Consider the following 15,458-nt stretch of genomic DNA (forward strand, 5'->3'; position numbering starts at 1 on the left):
GGCGGAGTGCCTGCGTGCGCCCCGCCGTCTTCGGAAGACACGCATGGCCCCACTCTCGGCCTGATCCGGTCAGTCCGCGATGTGTGATGTGCCACCTGGTGGAACCATCGTCACGGTCCGCGACGTTTATCCGTGTGCACGCCCGCGTGGCCGATTCCGATCATCCCGCGCGCGTGTGACTGATCACCGGGCCCTCCCCCCGCGTATTAAGGGGTTCCGAGAGAAAGGCGGCGTGCGTGGACCTGCTCGACATCCTGCTGTTGCTGGTCGTCCTGGCCTACGCGGCGTCCGGGTACCGGCGCGGCCTGGTGGCCGGCTGTGTGTCGCTGGCGGGCTTCGTGGGCGGCGCGGTCGTCGGCGTGTGGATCCTGCCGTGGGTCATGGATTGGGTGGAGCCGGGGACGACGCGGGCGACGGTGACGGCGGTGTTCACGGTGCTGCTCCCGGCGGTGCTGGGCCACGAGCTGGCGGGGCGTCTCGCGCTGCTGCTGCGGCGGGAGCTGGACCGGGGGCCGCTGAGAGTGGCGGACGGGATCGGCGGGGCCGTGGCCAACTCGGTGGCCGTGCTGATCGTGGCGTGGGTGGCGGCCAGCGTCCTGGGCGCGTCCTCGTCGCCCCTGGTCACCTCGGCGATCCGGGACTCGCGGCTGCTCGGCGCGGTGCAGCGGACGATGCCGGACACCACACCGGCCTGGTTCTCGGGGGCCACGTCCGCGCTGACGCAGGCGGGCTTCCCGCAGGTCTTCAACCCCTTCGAGAACGAGTCGACGGCCGAGGTCGCGAGGCCCACCGGCGACAGTGTCACGGCCGCCGCCACCGAGGCCGCCAAGCGGAGCACCGTGAAGGTCGAGGGCGTCGCGGGCACGCAGGGCCGCGAGGGCAGCGGGTTCGTGTACGCGCGCGAGCACGTGATGACCAACGCCCATGTCGTGGCCGGCATCGACGAGCCGACCGTGCAGATCGGCGGGGTCGGGCGGACGTACGAGGCGCGGGTGGTGCTCTTCGACCCGCAGAAGGACGTGGCCGTGCTGTACGTGCCGGGGCTCGAGGCGCCCGTGCTGCGGTTCGACGACAACGCCGAGCGCGGTGACTCGGCGGTCGTCGCGGGCTATCCGCAGGACGGCGACCTGGACCTCCAGGCGGCGACGGTCGCGAACCGGGTGCGGGCGACGGGCCAGAACATCTACAACGACGGGACGGCCACCCGCGAGATCTACTCGATCCGCTCCACGGTCCGCCCCGGCAACTCCGGTGGCCCCCTGCTCACCACGGACGGCCGGGTGTTCGGCGTGGTCTTCGCCCGCTCCACGACGGACGCCGAGACGGGCTACGTCCTGACGGCGGACGAGGTCGCCTCCGACGCGCGCAGCGCCGCGGGCGCGACGGCACCGGTGGACACGGGCGAGCTGGCCGCGTCGTAGCCCCGGGTCACAGGAAGCGCCCCATGAACACGTCGTCGACGTACGCCCCGTCGAGCAGGAACTCCTGGGGCAGGATCCCTTCGACCACGAACCCCTCGGCCTCGTAGAGCGCCCGGGCCGGGGTGTTGTGCCCGAGGACCCGCAGGGTGACGCGGCGGGCGCCGCGCCGGCGGGCCTCGTCGACGGCGGCCCGGACCAGCGCCCGCCCGACCCCCAGGCCACGCGCCTCCTCGGCGACGGCGAGGCCCTGGATCTGGCGGACGTGCCGGTTCGAGTCGAGCGGAGTGGGGAAACCGAGGTGGACATAGCCCGCGAGGCGGTCGCCGAGCTCGGCGACCAGGCAGTCCTCCGGGGTGTGCCGCTCGCTGAAGAAGGGAGCGTACGGCGGCTGCGGCTCGGGCATCACCGCGTGCCGGTGCGACCAGGTGAGCCGGTCGAGCAGGGCCAGCTCGCCGTCGTCATCGGGCCGGGCGGCGCGGATGCGCGGTTCGGGGAGCTCGGGCATGGGCGTCACCCTACGGCGAGCGGATCAAGGCCTTGCAAGGGATTTACGGAGCCACCCGGCAGGATGGGTTTATGGAACATTCAAGAATCGCGGTGGCGGGTGCGTCCGGTCTCATCGGCGGCGCCCTGGTGCGGTCCCTGACCGCCGACGGGCACGAGGTGCGCCGCCTGGTGCGCGGCACGCCCCGGGCGGCCGGGGAGATCCGCTGGGACCCCGAGGGCGGGCGGGTGGACGCGGCCGGGCTCGCGGGGTGCCACGCGGTGGTGAACCTGGCGGGGGCGGGTGTCGGCAACCGGCGCTGGACGGAGGCCTACAAGCAGCGGATCCGCGACAGCCGGGTGAAGGGCACGGCGGCCCTCGCCGAGGCGGTCGCCTCGCTGGGCGGCACGGACCGGCCGCGGGTCTTCGTGAACGGCAGCGCCATCGGCTACTACGGCGAGACCGGGGAGCGGGCGGTCGACGAGAGCGCGCCCGCGGGAGAGGGTTTCCTGCCCGCGCTGTGCGTGGAGTGGGAGGGGGCGACGGCACCCGCCCAGGAGGCCGGCGTCCGCACGGTGTTCACGCGGACCGGGCTGGTCGTCTCCCGCGAGGGCGGCGCCTGGGGGCGGCTGTTCCCGCTGTTCCGGGCGGGGGCCGGGGGGCGGTTGGGCGACGGGCGGCAGTACTGGTCGTTCGTCGCGCTGCACGACGAGGTCGCCGCGATCCGGCATCTGATCGACACCGACGGCCTGTCCGGACCGTTCAACATCACCGCCCCGAACCCCCTGACGAACCGTGAGATCACGGCCGCGATGGGACGCGTGCTGCACCGCCCGACGCTGTTCCCGGTGCCCGCGCCCGTCCTGCGGAGCGTGCTGGGCGAGATGGCGGGGGACGTCCTCGGCAGCGCCCGGGTGCTGCCGACGCGCCTGCTGGAGTCGGGCTTCCGGTTCGCGTTCCCGGAGATCGAGGGAGCGATCCGGGCGGCGCTGTGACGGCTCCCGCCCCCGACGGAACGTGTCTTCGCGGCGCAGACCGGCCGCCTGTCCGAGATCCGACCGGCGTGTCCGAGCCAGCTCATCGACCCGCGCACCAGCCTCCTGCGACCACTTCATGCCCACGAGGCATCCATATGCGACCACTGTGCGACCGTGCCCTGTTCATGCGCGACTCCCGCTGACCGATCACGGTCCTACCCTCGACCAGAACTCGCGTATCCCTGCGGCCTGTTGAGGGCATGACGTCTCCAGCGCCCGCGCAACCTCGAGGAGGGGCACGTGTTTGAGCCCGCGTACCAGGCGGACGTGGTCGTCGTGGGGGCCGGGGTCGCCGGACTCTCGGCCGCGCACCGGCTGACCAGCGCAGGAGTGACGACCATGGTCCTGGAGGCCGCCCATGGGGTCGGCGGCCGGATGGCGACGGAGAAGGTCGACGGCTTCCGGCTCGACCGGGTCGGCCAGTTGCTGTCCACGGCGTATCCGGAACTACGACTGACGCCGGGTCTCGACGGACTGGTGCTGCGGCCCTTCGCACCCGGCGTCCTGCTGCACGGCGACGGACGTCACCACCGCGCCGGCGTGCAGCCGGGTGCAGGGGGCGCACGGGGCGCACTGCACGCGGTACGCGCCCTTGCGAGTGCTCCCCGGCCGTCGTCCGCACCCAGGCCGCCCAGGCGGCCGGTGGCCGTGCCCGGCCGGCAGGTCTCCGTCCCCCGGAGCCGGTCCGGCGCCCCGCTCGGCACGGCCGTCGACCAGGCCCGGCTGGGTGCCGCCCTGACCCGGCTGGCGGGCACACCGGCCGAACGGCTGCTGGCCCGCCCCGAGTTGCCCGCCGGTGAGGCCCTGGCTGCGCGCGGACTGCCCGCCCGTACGATCGACGGCTTCCTGCGCCCGCTGCTCGCCGCTCTGCTCTGCGACCCGGGCCTCACGACGTCCAGCCGGTGTGCGGACCTCGCGCTGCGCTCCTTCGCGCGGGGCCGGCTGTGCCTGCCGGAGGGCGGTGCCGAGGCCCTGCCGGAGCTGCTGGCACGCACACTGCCGCCGGGCACGGTGCACACCGGCGTACGGGTCACCTCCGTCTCGACGACGTCGGTGACCACCGCCGAGCACGGTGAGATCCGTTGCCGGGCGGTGCTGGTGGCGACGGATGCCCGGGCCGCGGCGGAGTTGCTGCCCGGGCTGAGGGTGCCGGAGTTCCATCCGGTGACGGTGGTGCACCACACGACGGACGAGCCTCCGGCGACGGGGGCGTCCTTGCTGCTCGACGCGGATCTCGGCGGGCCGGTCGCGCACACGGCGGTGGTCAGTGACGTCGACCCGTCCCGGGCTCCGGCGGGACGGGCGCTGGTGTCGTCGACGGTGCTCGGGCGGCCTCCCGGGGACGTGGACACGGCGGTACGGATGCATCTGGCGCGGCTGTACGGGGTGCCGACGGCCCGGTGGGAGACGCTGGCCGTGCATCACACGGCCGAGGCGGTGCCGGCGATGCGGCCGCCGCATGATCTGCGGCGGCCGGTGCGGTTGCTCGCGGGCCTGTACGTGTGTGGGGATCACCGGGACACCAGTACGGTCCAGGGTGCTCTGCACTCCGGGCATCGGGCGTCGGCGGCGATCTTGGCGGACTTGGGGGCGGGGCGGTCTCTGCATGTCGCCGAGCCTGTGCCGACCGTGCCCAGGGCCGCGTAGGTGATTCGGGCGCGGGTGCGCTGTGGCTTGTCGCGCCCGCGCGGCGGAGCCGCACATCGACACAGCTCCGCGCCCCCGGGCTCCTCAGCCAAGGGCCGCCACCTTGTCGCGGTACGTCCGCACCGGGGCCGCGTCCTTGTACGGCTCCAGTCGTCGCTCGAAGTCCCTCACGTACTCCACCGCCCGTACCGAGCGCATCTCGGCCGCCTGGCCTGCCGCTTCCGCTGCGAGCTGGCAGGCCTGGTCGAGTTCGCCGAGGCCCAGGCGGGCGGTGGCCAGGACGATCCGGCAGAAGAGGCGGCTGCGGGCGTAGGAGGGGGCCCGGAGCTGGAGTGAGCGTTCCGCGTGCTGGGCGGCGGCGCGGAACTGCTGCAGGTCGCGGTGGCAGTGGCCGAACTCGTCGGCCAGCTGTGCCTCGTCGAAGAACTTCGCCCAGTGCGGGACGTCGTCGCCGGGCCGGGCCGTCTCCAGGGCGCGTTCGGCGCGGACCAGGGCCGCGGTGCAGGCCCGGACCTCGCCGAGCACCCCGTGCCCGCGCGCCTCGGAGGCGTGCAGCAGGGCCTGGACGACGGGCGGGCCTGAGGTGCCGACGCCCTGCTGGGCCACCCGGGCGAGCTGGACGGCCTCCCGCCCGTGCCCGAGGTAGACGGCCTGGCGGCTCATGGTGACCAGCACATAGGCCCCGTACGTCCGGTCCCCGGCCGCCTGGGCGAGCCGCAGCGCCTGCACGAAGTAGCGCTGGGCGAGTCCGTGCGCGGCGATGTCGTACGACGTCCAGCCCGCGAGCCGGGTCAGGTCGGCCGCCGCCGCGAACAGCCGGCGGCCGGTCTGCTCGCCGTAGGTGCCGCGCAGCATCGGCTCGCACTCGTGCTCCAGGTAGCGCACCAGGGCCTGGCGGGCATGGCCGCCGCCGTAGGCGTCGTCGAGGGTGCGGAACAGCTCGCCGACCGAGCGCAGGGCGGCGATGTCGCCGGCGGTGACCTTCTGGCCGGGGCCGCGTTCGGCCTGGCCGCGCCCGCGGGGCAGGGACGGCACGCCCTGTCCGGCCGGGGCCGTGGGGCGCAGGGCGGGGCGGCCCTGCGCCGGGATCCGCGCGGCGGGCTGCTCGCCCCGGGCGACCTTCTCGTCGGCCCGGCCGATCAGCCAGTCGCGGCTGGGCACCACGAGCCCGGCCGGAGTGAAGGCGATCTTGCGGAGCTCGGCGTGGCTGCCGGAGTCCTTGCGCCACAGCCCGCTGACGATGTCGACGGCCTCCTCGGGGGTGGCGGCGAACTCCAGCCCCGCGTAGACGGGGGCGCAGGCGTCCAGGCCGAGGTCCTGGGCGGTGAGGCGGCGGCCCAGGCGCCGGGTGAAGACCTCGGCGATCAGGGCGGGTGTGGTGCCCCTGGGCTGCTGACCGCGCAGCCACCGGGTGACGGATGTCTTGTCGTATCTCAGATCCAGCCCGTGTTCGAGACCGAGCTGGTCCACGCGACGGGCGAGTCCCGCGTTGGAGAACCCCGCTTCTGCGATGAGCGCGGCGAGCTGTCGGTTGGGGGTGCGCTGCGCGGGTCGTTCCGTCATCTGTGGTGCGGTCTCCTGCCTTCCGGCCTTCGTGATGTGCGCGGATTGCCTGTGAGCAGGCCTTATGCCTTACTGAACGGCGCGAATGTAGCGGAGAGTAAACACCCCATCACACATTTTCGCGGACATTCATCCGATCGTGTGAGGATTGGCCCCGGGACTGACGTGTGCGGGCCGGACGTACAGTGGCTTGGGCGCGCTACGTGCCTGATACACCCGTCCGAGGGAGGCGCTTGCCGTGAGTGAGTTGCGGTTCGTCCGCATGGGGTTCGGTGACGAGGCCGTCGAGTACCAGGAGGCGTGGGACGAGCAGCGCCGGGTGCACGCGGCGCGTTTCGCGGACGAGATCCCCGACACCGTCCTGCTCCTGGAGCACCCTCCGGTCTACACGGCCGGGCGGCGTACGGCGGACAACGAGCGGCCCCTCGACGGCACGCCGGTCATCGACGTGGACCGCGGCGGCAAGATCACCTGGCACGGCCCCGGGCAGCTGGTGGGCTACCCGATCCAGAAGCTCCCGCGTCCGGTGGACGTCGTGGCGCACGTACGCCGCCTCGAAGAGGCCCTGATCCGCGCCTGCGCCGAGTTCGGCCTGGAGACGAGCCGGGTCGAGGGCCGCAGCGGCGTGTGGGTCCTGGGCGACCCGGTCGACGAGCGCCCCGCGCTCGGCGGGCTCTCGCTGGACTTCGATCCCCGGCTGCACGACGAGGAGTTCGACCCGCGCATGAACGGCCCGGAGTACGCGCCGTCCAACGCGGGACAGCGCCGGGAGGACCGCAAGATCGCCGCGATCGGCATCCGCGTGGCCAAGGGCGTCACCATGCACGGCTTCGCGCTCAACGTGAACCCCGACAACAAGTGGTTCGACCGGATCATCCCGTGCGGCATCCGCGACGCGGGGGTCGCGTCGCTCGCCGGAGAGCTCGGCCGGGACGTGACGATCGAGGAGGTCCTGCCGGTGGTCGAGCGGCATCTGCGGGAGGTCCTGGAGCACGCGGAGCTGAAGCCGCGCGAGATCGAGAAGACGCCGGCGGCATAAATCGGCCCGTGGAGGAGCTGGAGGGGTAGCGCCACACAGGCATTCAAATCAACGGGCGTACCCTTGAGGACGCCGAAGAATCAATCGCTAGGGAGCCGGTCGTGTCCGCAGTCGCACCCGACGGACGCAAGATGCTGCGCCTGGAGGTCCGCAACAGCCAGACCCCCATCGAGCGCAAGCCCGAGTGGATCAAGACCCGGGCGAAAATGGGCCCCGAGTACACCGCGATGCAGAAGCTCGTGAAGAGCGAGGGCCTGCACACGGTCTGCCAGGAAGCCGGCTGCCCCAACATCTACGAATGCTGGGAGGACCGCGAGGCGACCTTCCTCATCGGCGGCGACCAGTGCACCCGGCGCTGCGACTTCTGCCAGATCGACACCGGCAAGCCCGAGGCGCTCGACCGCGACGAGCCCCGCCGGGTCGGCGAGTCCGTGGTCACGATGGACCTGAACTACGCCACGATCACCGGCGTCGCCCGCGACGACCTGGAGGACGGCGGCGCCTGGCTGTACGCCGAGACCGTGCGTCAGATCCACCAGCAGACCGCCGGGCGCGAGGCCGGCCGTACGAAGGTCGAACTGCTGGCCCCGGACTTCAACGCCGTCCCCGAGCAGCTGGAGGAGGTCTTCTCCTCCCGGCCCGAGGTCTTCGCGCACAACGTCGAGACGGTCCCGCGGATCTTCAAGCGCATCCGCCCCGGCTTCCGCTACGAGCGCTCCCTGAAGGTGATCACCGAGGCCCGCGACTACGGGCTGGTCACCAAGTCGAACCTGATCCTCGGCATGGGCGAGACCCGCGAGGAGGTCAGCGAGGCGCTGAAGCAGCTGCACGAGGCGGGCTGCGAGCTGGTCACCATCACGCAGTACCTGCGGCCCTCCGTACGCCACCACCCGGTGGAGCGCTGGGTCAAGCCGCACGAGTTCGTGGAGCTGAAGGACGAGGCCGAGCAGATCGGCTTCTCCGGCGTGATGTCCGGGCCGCTGGTGCGCTCCTCGTACCGCGCCGGGCGGCTCTACGGGATGGCCATGGAGAAGCGAGACGGGCACATCGCGGCGCAGGCCGTCTGACGGACCGTCACCGCCCTTCCCACCCCAGGGCGAGACAAGCGTGTGAATTCGCGCACAAGAGACTACCCACCGGTAGTGACCGATTTGACGCGGTCCTGACCGTCCTCGCAGATGAGGGCACATGTCAGGACCGCGTCGGCGTTCCACCACTTCCCGCCAGGGCTTCATGGGTGTTTGACCGGTCGGTCACGCCCTGGTAACACCAATCAGTGACGCTGAACTCACAGCACGTACACCCGTACCCGAGGGGGGACCTCACCCATGCAGGCCGCGCCGCCCGTCCGCGCCACCGCGATCCCGTCCTTCACGACCGCACTGCGTGCCGTCGAGTCGCTGCTGATGAGCAGCGGTCAGCGCACCGCCCGCCGCAACGCCTGGACCTCCGTACTGGAGGACCGCCGTCGCGCCAAGGACCGGGTCGAGGCGCAGCGCGTCATCGAGCAGTCCCTGTCCGTCCGCTCCTGACCCCCGGCCCTCCCCCAGGGGCCTCCGCGGGCACTGCCGTCGTCGGCGCTCGTGGGGCCACGTAGACTTCGGGGCATGGCGAGGAAGGAACCCGCAGCGGACGCTGCGAACCCCGGGCGACTGAAGCAGATCGCTCTGACCTACAAGATGACCCGCAGGGCCGACAAGAAGATCGGTCTTGTACTCGCGGCAGTCGGAATCGTCACCTTCGGTGTCTTCCTCGCGATCGGTTTCTTGATCGGTCACCCCATCTATCTCGGCATCCTGGGCCTCCTGCTCGCCTTCCTCGCGTCGGCGATCGTGTTCGGGCGCCGGGCCGAGCGGGCCGCCTTCGGGCAGATGGAGGGGCAGCCCGGTGCCGCGGCGGCGGTGCTCGACAACATCGGCCGGGGCTGGACGACGACCCCCGCGGTGGCGATGAACCGCAACCAGGACGTGGTGCACCGAGCGGTCGGCAAGGCCGGCATCGTGCTGGTCGCCGAGGGCAACCCGAACCGGGTGAAGACCCTGCTGGCCGCCGAGAAGCGGAAGATGAACCGCATCGTCGCGGACGTCCCGGTGCACGACCTGCTCGTGGGCACGGGCGAGGGCCAGGTCGAGCTGAAGAAGCTGCGGACGACCATGCTGAAGCTCCCGCGCGTGCTGACCGGCCCGCAGGTCACGGCCACCAACGACCGGCTGCGCGCCCTCGGTGACCTGATGAGCAACATGCCACTGCCGAAGGGCCCGATGCCGAAGGGCATGCGGCTGCCGAAGGGCGGGCCCAAGGCTCGCTGACACTCCGCACACGACATGCACGAGGGGCGCCCGGTTGATCCGGGCGCCCCTCGTGCATGTCGCTGCGTGTCAGATGCGGACCTCGACCGTGCCGGCCAGCCGGTCGTGCAGGCCCCGGCCGTCGCGGTCCCAGATCAGGGCCGGGATCGCGAGGAAGAGCAGGACCGTGCGCAGGGCGGCGCGCCAGGGGCTGACCCGGCCGGTGTCCAGGGCGAGCACCCGCAGGCCGAGCAGGCGCTTGCCCGGGGTGAAGCCGACCGTACCGAGCGTGAGGACCATCAGCGCGAACATGATCAGCGGCGCCCAGAGCTGGGCCGCCTCGTTGTAGCTCTGCGTGATGAGACCGTATGCGATCAGGAGGCACAGGCCCCAGTCGACGGCGAGGGCGCCCAGCCGGCGGCCCGGACGGGCGATGGAGCCGGGCCCCTCCTCGGGCAGACCGAGCTGCTCGCCCCGGTATCCGAAGTCGACACCGGCCTCTTCCGCGGCCGCGCGGGGCCCGGAGAGCCAGGATCCGAGTGCTTGCCTGTTGTCCACCCGTCCACGGTACTGCGCCCGTAAATGACCAGGGCACGGCGGGGTGTGTCCGGGCTACGGTGGAGAGGGAGCCGGTTAACTTGTGCGAAACAAATGGGTCACGCCAGAGAAATCACCCGTCCCTAGGGTCGAGGTCAGCGTGTGCCACCCGCACTGGCCGCACGAACGAACTACCACCCCGGCGGGACGGTCGGGAGTAGGAGGAGCTGGATGTTCCAGAACGCCGACGAGGCCAAGAAGTTCATCGCGGACGAGGACGTCAAGTTCGTAGACGTCCGGTTCTGCGACCTCCCGGGCGTGATGCAGCACTTCACGGTGCCTGCGGAGGCGTTCGACGCCGACGAGGAGCTCGCCTTCGACGGCTCCTCGATCCGGGGCTTCCAGGCCATTCACGAGTCCGACATGGCGCTGCGCGCGGACCTCTCGACCGCCCGGGTCGACCCGTTCCGCCGTGACAAGACGCTGAACATCAACTTCTTCATCCACGACCCGATCACGGGCGAGCAGTACTCCCGTGACCCGCGCAACGTGGCGAAGAAGGCCGAGGCCTACCTCGCGTCGACCGGCATCGCGGACACCGCGTACTTCGGTCCCGAGGCCGAGTTCTACGTCTTCGACTCCGTCCGCTTCGCGACCAGCGCGAACGAGTCCTTCTACCACATCGACTCCGAGGCCGGCGCCTGGAACACCGGTGCCCTCGAGGACAACCGTGGTTACAAGGTCCGCTACAAGGGCGGCTACTTCCCGGTCCCGCCGGTCGACCACTTCGCCGACCTGCGTGCCCAGATCTCCCTGGAGCTGAACCGCGCCGGCCTGCAGGTGGAGCGCCAGCACCACGAGGTGGGCACCGCCGGCCAGGCCGAGATCAACTACAAGTTCAACACGCTGCTCGCCGCCGCGGACGACCTCCAGCTCTTCAAGTACATCGTGAAGAACGTGGCGTGGCAGAACGGCAAGACCGCGACCTTCATGCCGAAGCCGATCTTCGGCGACAACGGCTCGGGCATGCACGTCCACCAGTCGCTGTGGCAGGGCGGCTCCCCGCTCTTCTACGACGAGGCCGGCTACGCGGGCCTGTCGGACACCGCCCGCTACTACATCGGCGGCATCCTCAAGCACGCCCCGTCGCTGCTGGCCTTCACCAACCCGACGGTGAACTCGTACCACCGTCTGGTGCCGGGCTTCGAGGCGCCGGTGAACCTGGTGTACTCGCAGCGCAACCGCTCCGCCGCGATGCGTATCCCGATCACGGGCTCGAACCCGAAGGCCAAGCGCGTCGAGTTCCGCGCGCCCGACGCCTCCGGCAACCCGTACCTGGCCTTCTCGGCGCTGCTGCTCGCCGGCCTGGACGGCATCAAGAACAAGATCGAGCCGGCCGAGCCGATCGACAAGGACCTGTACGAGCTGGCTCCCGAGGAGCACGCGAACGTCGCGCAGGTCCCGACCTCCCTCGGCGCGGTCCTGGACCGCCTGGAGGCCGACCACGAGTTCCTGCTCCAGGGCGACGTGTTCACCCCGGACCTGATCGAGACGTGGATCGACTTCAAGCGCGCGAACGAGATCGCGCCGCTGCAGCTGCGTCCGCACCCGCACGAGTTCGAGCTGTACTTCGACGTGTGATCGACGCCTGATCGAGGCATGACGCCCGCGCCCCCGCTGTTGTTCCGACAGCGGGGGCGCGGGCGTATGTTCTATTCTTGGGGCAGGACCACACGGGGGTGGAGCGGGAATGCCCGAGCACGAACAGGACGGCCAGGAGCGCGAGTTCGACCTCAGATGGGCGGACGGAGCCGAGCACAAGGAGCCCTCGGCCCGGGCCCGTATGCTCGCCGCGCGCTGGAAGCACAACCCACCCGGCCCCGTGCCGTTCCGCGCCGCCCCGGAGCACGTCTCGTCCCACCGCCGCTCCTCGTGGATCTCGACCGCCGTGGTGCTCGGCTGCGTGGCCGCGGTGATCGTGCTGCTGGGGTACGTCAACTTCAGGGCGCCGTACTAGCCAGCTCGCGACAATCCGCGTGCCGGTCGCTGTCCGTGCGCCTTACGATCCCCCGAAATGGCAGGTCGAACGGGGGCGGGCGTGAACGAGGACATCCGGGGCGGAGAGGCGGCCGCGGCGCGGCTGGCCGAGGGGACGCCTCTCGACGAGGTGCTGGACGTCGCTGATCCGGCCGCTTGGACCGGGCTGGACGCGGGTGTCCGGGCGTGGGGCTGGTACGGGATCAGGGACCTGCCGGACAAGGCGTGGGTGGACGGGCTGGACGGGGCGGCCCGGTCGAAGGCGCTCGGAATCGGGCGTTGGGTGTTCCGGTCGTCCCGGTGGCGTGCGGAGGCCGCTCACGGGCCCTCGGTCGAGCCCCGGCTCGCCGTGGCGCTCTGCCACCCGGACGGCCACACCCGTGAAGCGGCCCTCGCCCGGGTCGCGGACCGCCCCGCCCTGCTGCCCCTGGTCGTCATACGCGCCGCGGACTGGGCAGCACCGGTGCGCGACAGGGCCCGGGAACTGCTGCGGGCGGGCCTCGACGCGCTCAACGGCATCGCGCTCGCACCTTTGATCCTGCGCATCGGCCGACGCGAGCGGGGAGCGTACGGCGTGGAACTGCTCGGCGCGCTGCTGCGCCGTGCGCCGCACGGACCGCTCTCCACCCTCTTCATCCACCCCGACCGCACCGTGCGACGGTTCGCGTACCGGCTGGCCGCCGAGGAGTCGCTGCTCTCCCCCGCCCGGCTCGCCCGTACCGCCGCCCGGGACGACGACGTCGTCGTGCAGGACCTGTGCGCCGGGGCGGCCCTGGCCGCCCTGCGCGAGGACGGCGACTTCGACGACGTGCTCGAACCGCTGCTCGCCGCCCGCTACCCGCGTGCCCGGTCCGCCGGCGTCACGGCACTGCGGCGGGCCGGGCAGCCCGAGCGGGCACTGGAGTTCCTGGCCGACCGGTCGGCACTGGTGCGGGCCTGTGCGCGGTACGTCGTACGGCAGCACGGGACCGACCCCCTGCCCTGGTACCGGCAGCGATGCGCGGAGGCGGACGATCCGGCACTGCCGGCCGGTGCGGTCATCGGACTGGCGGAGTGCGGGGAGCGATCAGACGCCGAGTTGCTGCGGCCACTGCTCACCCACCGCGTGCCGACAGTGCGGGCCCGGGCGGTTGCAGGCCTGCGCACGCTGGACGTGACGGTCGTGGAAGAACTGCGGCCCCTGCTCGACGACCCCGCCCCCGGCGTCGTGCGAGAGGCAACGGTCGCCTTGTTGCCGTCCGCGGCGCTGCTGCCGCAGGCGTGGCTGGCGGAGCGACTCGCGGCGGAGCGGCCCCGGCACGTCCGGATCGCCGCGCACCGGTTGGTTGCGGCGCGAGGCTGGGTCGCGGGGGTCCCCGTCGGTCCGGGGCGCCGCTGCTAGCGTCCGGCCCCGTGAGCGACAGTGTCTACGTGGGTAACGCCGGGGACGACGCCGCCCTGGACCAGGGGTGGATCCTCGGGCATTTCAAGGACGTCGGGGATCCGCGGCGCAGCGAGGACGTGGAGATCAAGTGGGGTGTGCATCCTCGCGGGGATGAGCGGGCCGAGTGGGTGCGGGGCGAGGAACGTACCGCGCTGCTCGTGCTCGTCAGTGGGCGTTTCCGGGTCGAACTGCCCGGGCGCAGTGTGCTGCTGGAGCGGCAGGGGGACTACGTCGTGTGGGGGCGCGGCGTCGATCACTCGTGGCGTGCGGAGGAGGAGTCGGTCGTGCTGACCGTGCGGTGGCCGTCCGTGCCGGGGTACGCGGTGGCCCGGGGCGGCTGACGGCTTTTGCCGCTCCTGGGGCCGATCGCGACCCGTTCATGGGGAGGGCCGGGTGCACACTGGCTGTGGGACGAGTGCGTGACTGCGAGGTGATGCAGATGCACAGCCGCTTCCGGAGCGATCGGCGGTTGACCACCCGTATGGGGGTCACGCTGTTCCTGCTCGGGTTGTTGTACGTGGGGTTCGTCGCCGCGTTGATCGTGCTGCTCAAGTCGTGGGTGCTGGTCGTGGTGATCGCGGCGGCGCTGCTCGGCGCGCAGTACTGGTTCTCCGACCGGATCGCGCTGTACGCCATGCGCGGGCGGGTCGTGGAGCGGGAGGAGTATCCCGAGCTGCACGCGGTGATCGACCGGCTGTGCGCCCTGGCCGACATGCCGAAGCCGGTGGTGGCGGTGTCCGGTATGGACATGCCGAACGCGTTCGCGACGGGGCGGAACCCCGATCACGCGGTGGTCTGTGTGACGACCGGACTGCTGCGGCGGCTGGAGCCGGCCGAGCTGGAGGGCGTGCTCGCGCACGAGCTGTCGCATGTGGCGCACAAGGACGTCGCCGTGATCACCGTCGCGTCGTTCCTCGGCGTGATCGCAGGGCTGATCGTGCGGTTCGCCTTCTACTCGCAGCTGTTCGGCGGGGGCAGGAGGGACCAGAACACCGCTGCCGTCTTCGCCGCGGTGATGGGCGTGTCGGCCGCCGTCTACGCGATCAGCTTCCTGCTGATCCGGGCCCTGTCCCGGTACCGGGAACTGGCCGCGGACCGGGCGGCCGCGCTGCTCACCGGCCGGCCCTCGGCGCTGGCCTCCGCACTCACCAAGGTCTCCGGCGACATCGCCCGCATCCCGACCAAGGACCTGCGCACGGCCCAGGCCTTCAACGCCTTCTACTTCACGCCGGCGCTGGGCCGCGAACCCGGCGTCGCACGGCTCTTCTCGACCCACCCGAGCATGGAGCAGCGGCTCGACCAGCTGGGCCGGATCTCCGCCGAGCTGGGCGAGGCGGCGGCACCCGGAGGGGTGTGAGCGGGACATGGGGCTGCTGGACATCCTGCTCGGCCGGACGAGACCGGTCGTGGCGGATCTCGACCGGCTCTTCGCGCTGCCCTCGGCGGCCGTGACGCTGGAGGCGGCCGCGGGCTTCACGCCGACCGGGCAGGGCGCGGTGTGCTTCGCCACCGTCGAGGGCGCGGCCTTCGAGCAGTCCCACCGCGAGGTGCAGGCCCTGCTGGACGCCGACACCGACCGCGACGGCCCGCCGGTGCAACTGCGGCAGGACGACTACGGCTACTCCTGGCTGGTCTCGCGCCGCGCCCCCGACCAGCTCTCCGCGCTCGTGAACGATCTGCACGCCGTGAACAGCCAGATGGAGGTCAACGGGTTCGGCCCCCAACTGCTGTGCTCCCTGGCCGGGTTCGAGGACCTCTCCGGTCGGCGGCTCGCGCTGGTCTACCTCTACAAACGCGGCACGTTCTACCCGTTCGCGCCCCTGCCGGACGGAACGCAGCGGCGCGACAACGCACTCGAACTCCAGGTGCGGGCGGCGCTCTCCGGCGAGCTGCGCATCGAGCAGGACCTGAGCCGCTGGTTCCCGGTCTGGGGAGCGCCGGGACTGTGACCGCCCCGCAGGGGCGCGGGCCGCATGAGTGAA

16 protein-coding genes are annotated in these 15,458 nt (G+C 71.9%); 13 read left to right on the top strand and 3 right to left on the bottom strand.

The window, feature by feature from the left end:
• Nucleotides 1-236 precede the first annotated feature (236 nt).
• Nucleotides 237-1,421: a MarP family serine protease gene (locus ACIRDU_RS02325; RefSeq protein WP_403573217.1), complete on the top strand. Its 1,185-nt coding sequence runs from the start codon at nucleotides 237-239 to the stop codon at nucleotides 1,419-1,421.
• Between the two features lie 7 nt (nucleotides 1,422-1,428).
• Here the strand turns inward: ACIRDU_RS02325 and ACIRDU_RS02330 are convergent, their stop codons facing one another.
• Nucleotides 1,429-1,926 carry a GNAT family N-acetyltransferase gene (locus ACIRDU_RS02330; RefSeq protein ID WP_403573220.1) on the bottom strand — a complete coding sequence of 166 codons (498 nt, stop codon included), beginning with the start codon at nucleotides 1,924-1,926 and terminating at the stop codon, nucleotides 1,429-1,431.
• 71 nt (nucleotides 1,927-1,997) lie between these two features.
• Here ACIRDU_RS02330 and ACIRDU_RS02335 point away from each other — a divergent pair, with 71 nt between their 5' ends.
• Both ACIRDU_RS02335 and ACIRDU_RS02340 read left to right on the top strand, forming a co-directional pair.
• Nucleotides 1,998-2,900, top strand: a complete 903-nt coding sequence (locus ACIRDU_RS02335; RefSeq protein WP_403573223.1) for a TIGR01777 family oxidoreductase — start codon at nucleotides 1,998-2,000, stop codon at nucleotides 2,898-2,900.
• Between the two features lie 282 nt (nucleotides 2,901-3,182).
• Nucleotides 3,183-4,589 (top strand): NAD(P)/FAD-dependent oxidoreductase, encoded by a 1,407-nt coding sequence (locus ACIRDU_RS02340; protein ID WP_403573226.1) that lies wholly within the window; start codon nucleotides 3,183-3,185, stop codon nucleotides 4,587-4,589.
• Between the two features lie 84 nt (nucleotides 4,590-4,673).
• On the opposite strand, the gene ACIRDU_RS02345 is transcribed toward ACIRDU_RS02340, so the two are convergent.
• Nucleotides 4,674-6,152 carry a regulator gene (locus tag ACIRDU_RS02345; protein WP_403573229.1) on the bottom strand — a complete coding sequence of 493 codons (1,479 nt, stop codon included), beginning with the start codon at nucleotides 6,150-6,152 and terminating at the stop codon, nucleotides 4,674-4,676.
• Nucleotides 6,153-6,390: 238 nt separating this feature from the next.
• On the opposite strand from ACIRDU_RS02345, the gene lipB reads away from it, so the two are divergent.
• The 4 genes from lipB (at nucleotide 6,391) to ACIRDU_RS02365 (ending at nucleotide 9,500) form a co-directional block, all read left to right on the top strand.
• Complete coding sequence (lipB, locus tag ACIRDU_RS02350) at nucleotides 6,391-7,191, top strand: lipoyl(octanoyl) transferase LipB (RefSeq protein WP_403573232.1); 801 nt, start codon at nucleotides 6,391-6,393, stop codon at nucleotides 7,189-7,191.
• Between the two features lie 101 nt (nucleotides 7,192-7,292).
• Nucleotides 7,293-8,258, top strand: coding sequence for a lipoyl synthase (lipA, locus tag ACIRDU_RS02355; RefSeq protein ID WP_403573235.1), 966 nt, complete (start codon nucleotides 7,293-7,295; stop codon nucleotides 8,256-8,258).
• A gap of 261 nt (nucleotides 8,259-8,519) precedes the next feature.
• Entirely contained in the window at nucleotides 8,520-8,723 is a 204-nt protein-coding gene (locus tag ACIRDU_RS02360; protein WP_403573238.1) for a hypothetical protein, read from the top strand.
• 75 nt (nucleotides 8,724-8,798) lie between these two features.
• Nucleotides 8,799-9,500, top strand: a complete 702-nt coding sequence (locus ACIRDU_RS02365) for a DUF4191 family protein (RefSeq protein ID WP_390980422.1) — start codon at nucleotides 8,799-8,801, stop codon at nucleotides 9,498-9,500.
• A gap of 69 nt (nucleotides 9,501-9,569) precedes the next feature.
• Here ACIRDU_RS02365 and ACIRDU_RS02370 read toward each other — a convergent pair whose 3' ends face one another.
• Nucleotides 9,570-10,037, bottom strand: a complete 468-nt coding sequence (locus ACIRDU_RS02370; RefSeq protein WP_403573241.1) for an RDD family protein — start codon at nucleotides 10,035-10,037, stop codon at nucleotides 9,570-9,572.
• 210 nt (nucleotides 10,038-10,247) lie between these two features.
• Between ACIRDU_RS02370 and glnA the strand changes: the two genes are divergently transcribed.
• The 6 genes from glnA to ACIRDU_RS02400 all read left to right on the top strand — a co-directional run bounded on the left by glnA (nucleotide 10,248) and on the right by ACIRDU_RS02400 (nucleotide 15,425).
• A complete protein-coding gene (gene glnA / locus ACIRDU_RS02375; protein WP_403573244.1) occupies nucleotides 10,248-11,657 on the top strand; it encodes a type I glutamate--ammonia ligase in 1,410 nt (469 codons plus the stop codon).
• A 109-nt stretch (nucleotides 11,658-11,766) separates the two neighbouring features.
• Nucleotides 11,767-12,033, top strand: a complete 267-nt coding sequence (locus ACIRDU_RS02380) for a hypothetical protein (protein WP_403573246.1) — start codon at nucleotides 11,767-11,769, stop codon at nucleotides 12,031-12,033.
• Nucleotides 12,034-12,090: 57 nt separating this feature from the next.
• A complete protein-coding gene (locus tag ACIRDU_RS02385; protein ID WP_403573249.1) occupies nucleotides 12,091-13,434 on the top strand; it encodes a HEAT repeat domain-containing protein in 1,344 nt (447 codons plus the stop codon).
• 11 nt (nucleotides 13,435-13,445) lie between these two features.
• A complete protein-coding gene (locus tag ACIRDU_RS02390) occupies nucleotides 13,446-13,817 on the top strand; it encodes a signal peptidase I (protein ID WP_403573252.1) in 372 nt (123 codons plus the stop codon).
• A 98-nt stretch (nucleotides 13,818-13,915) separates the two neighbouring features.
• Nucleotides 13,916-14,833 carry a zinc metalloprotease HtpX gene (gene htpX, locus ACIRDU_RS02395; RefSeq protein ID WP_403573255.1) on the top strand — a complete coding sequence of 306 codons (918 nt, stop codon included), beginning with the start codon at nucleotides 13,916-13,918 and terminating at the stop codon, nucleotides 14,831-14,833.
• A gap of 7 nt (nucleotides 14,834-14,840) precedes the next feature.
• Entirely contained in the window at nucleotides 14,841-15,425 is a 585-nt protein-coding gene (locus ACIRDU_RS02400; RefSeq protein ID WP_403573258.1) for a hypothetical protein, read from the top strand.
• Nucleotides 15,426-15,458: the final 33 nt, after the last annotated feature.

The sequence above is a fragment of the Streptomyces sp. NPDC093598 genome, from assembly GCF_044764825.1.
Lineage (GTDB): Bacteria > Actinomycetota > Actinomycetes > Streptomycetales > Streptomycetaceae > Streptomyces.

Coding starts and splice junctions, on each gene's coding strand:
- ACIRDU_RS02330 (WP_403573220.1), bottom strand. CDS start 1,926: ATGCCCGAGCTCCCCGAACCGCGCATCCGCGCCGCCCGGCCCGATGAC.
- ACIRDU_RS02335 (WP_403573223.1), top strand. CDS start 1,998: ATGGAACATTCAAGAATCGCGGTGGCGGGTGCGTCCGGTCTCATCGGC.
- ACIRDU_RS02345 (WP_403573229.1), bottom strand. CDS start 6,152: ATGACGGAACGACCCGCGCAGCGCACCCCCAACCGACAGCTCGCCGCG.
- ACIRDU_RS02360 (WP_403573238.1), top strand. CDS start 8,520: ATGCAGGCCGCGCCGCCCGTCCGCGCCACCGCGATCCCGTCCTTCACG.
- ACIRDU_RS02365 (WP_390980422.1), top strand. CDS start 8,799: ATGGCGAGGAAGGAACCCGCAGCGGACGCTGCGAACCCCGGGCGACTG.
- glnA (WP_403573244.1), top strand. CDS start 10,248: ATGTTCCAGAACGCCGACGAGGCCAAGAAGTTCATCGCGGACGAGGAC.
- ACIRDU_RS02380 (WP_403573246.1), top strand. CDS start 11,767: ATGCCCGAGCACGAACAGGACGGCCAGGAGCGCGAGTTCGACCTCAGA.
- ACIRDU_RS02385 (WP_403573249.1), top strand. CDS start 12,091: ATGGCAGGTCGAACGGGGGCGGGCGTGAACGAGGACATCCGGGGCGGA.
- htpX (WP_403573255.1), top strand. CDS start 13,916: ATGCACAGCCGCTTCCGGAGCGATCGGCGGTTGACCACCCGTATGGGG.
- ACIRDU_RS02400 (WP_403573258.1), top strand. CDS start 14,841: ATGGGGCTGCTGGACATCCTGCTCGGCCGGACGAGACCGGTCGTGGCG.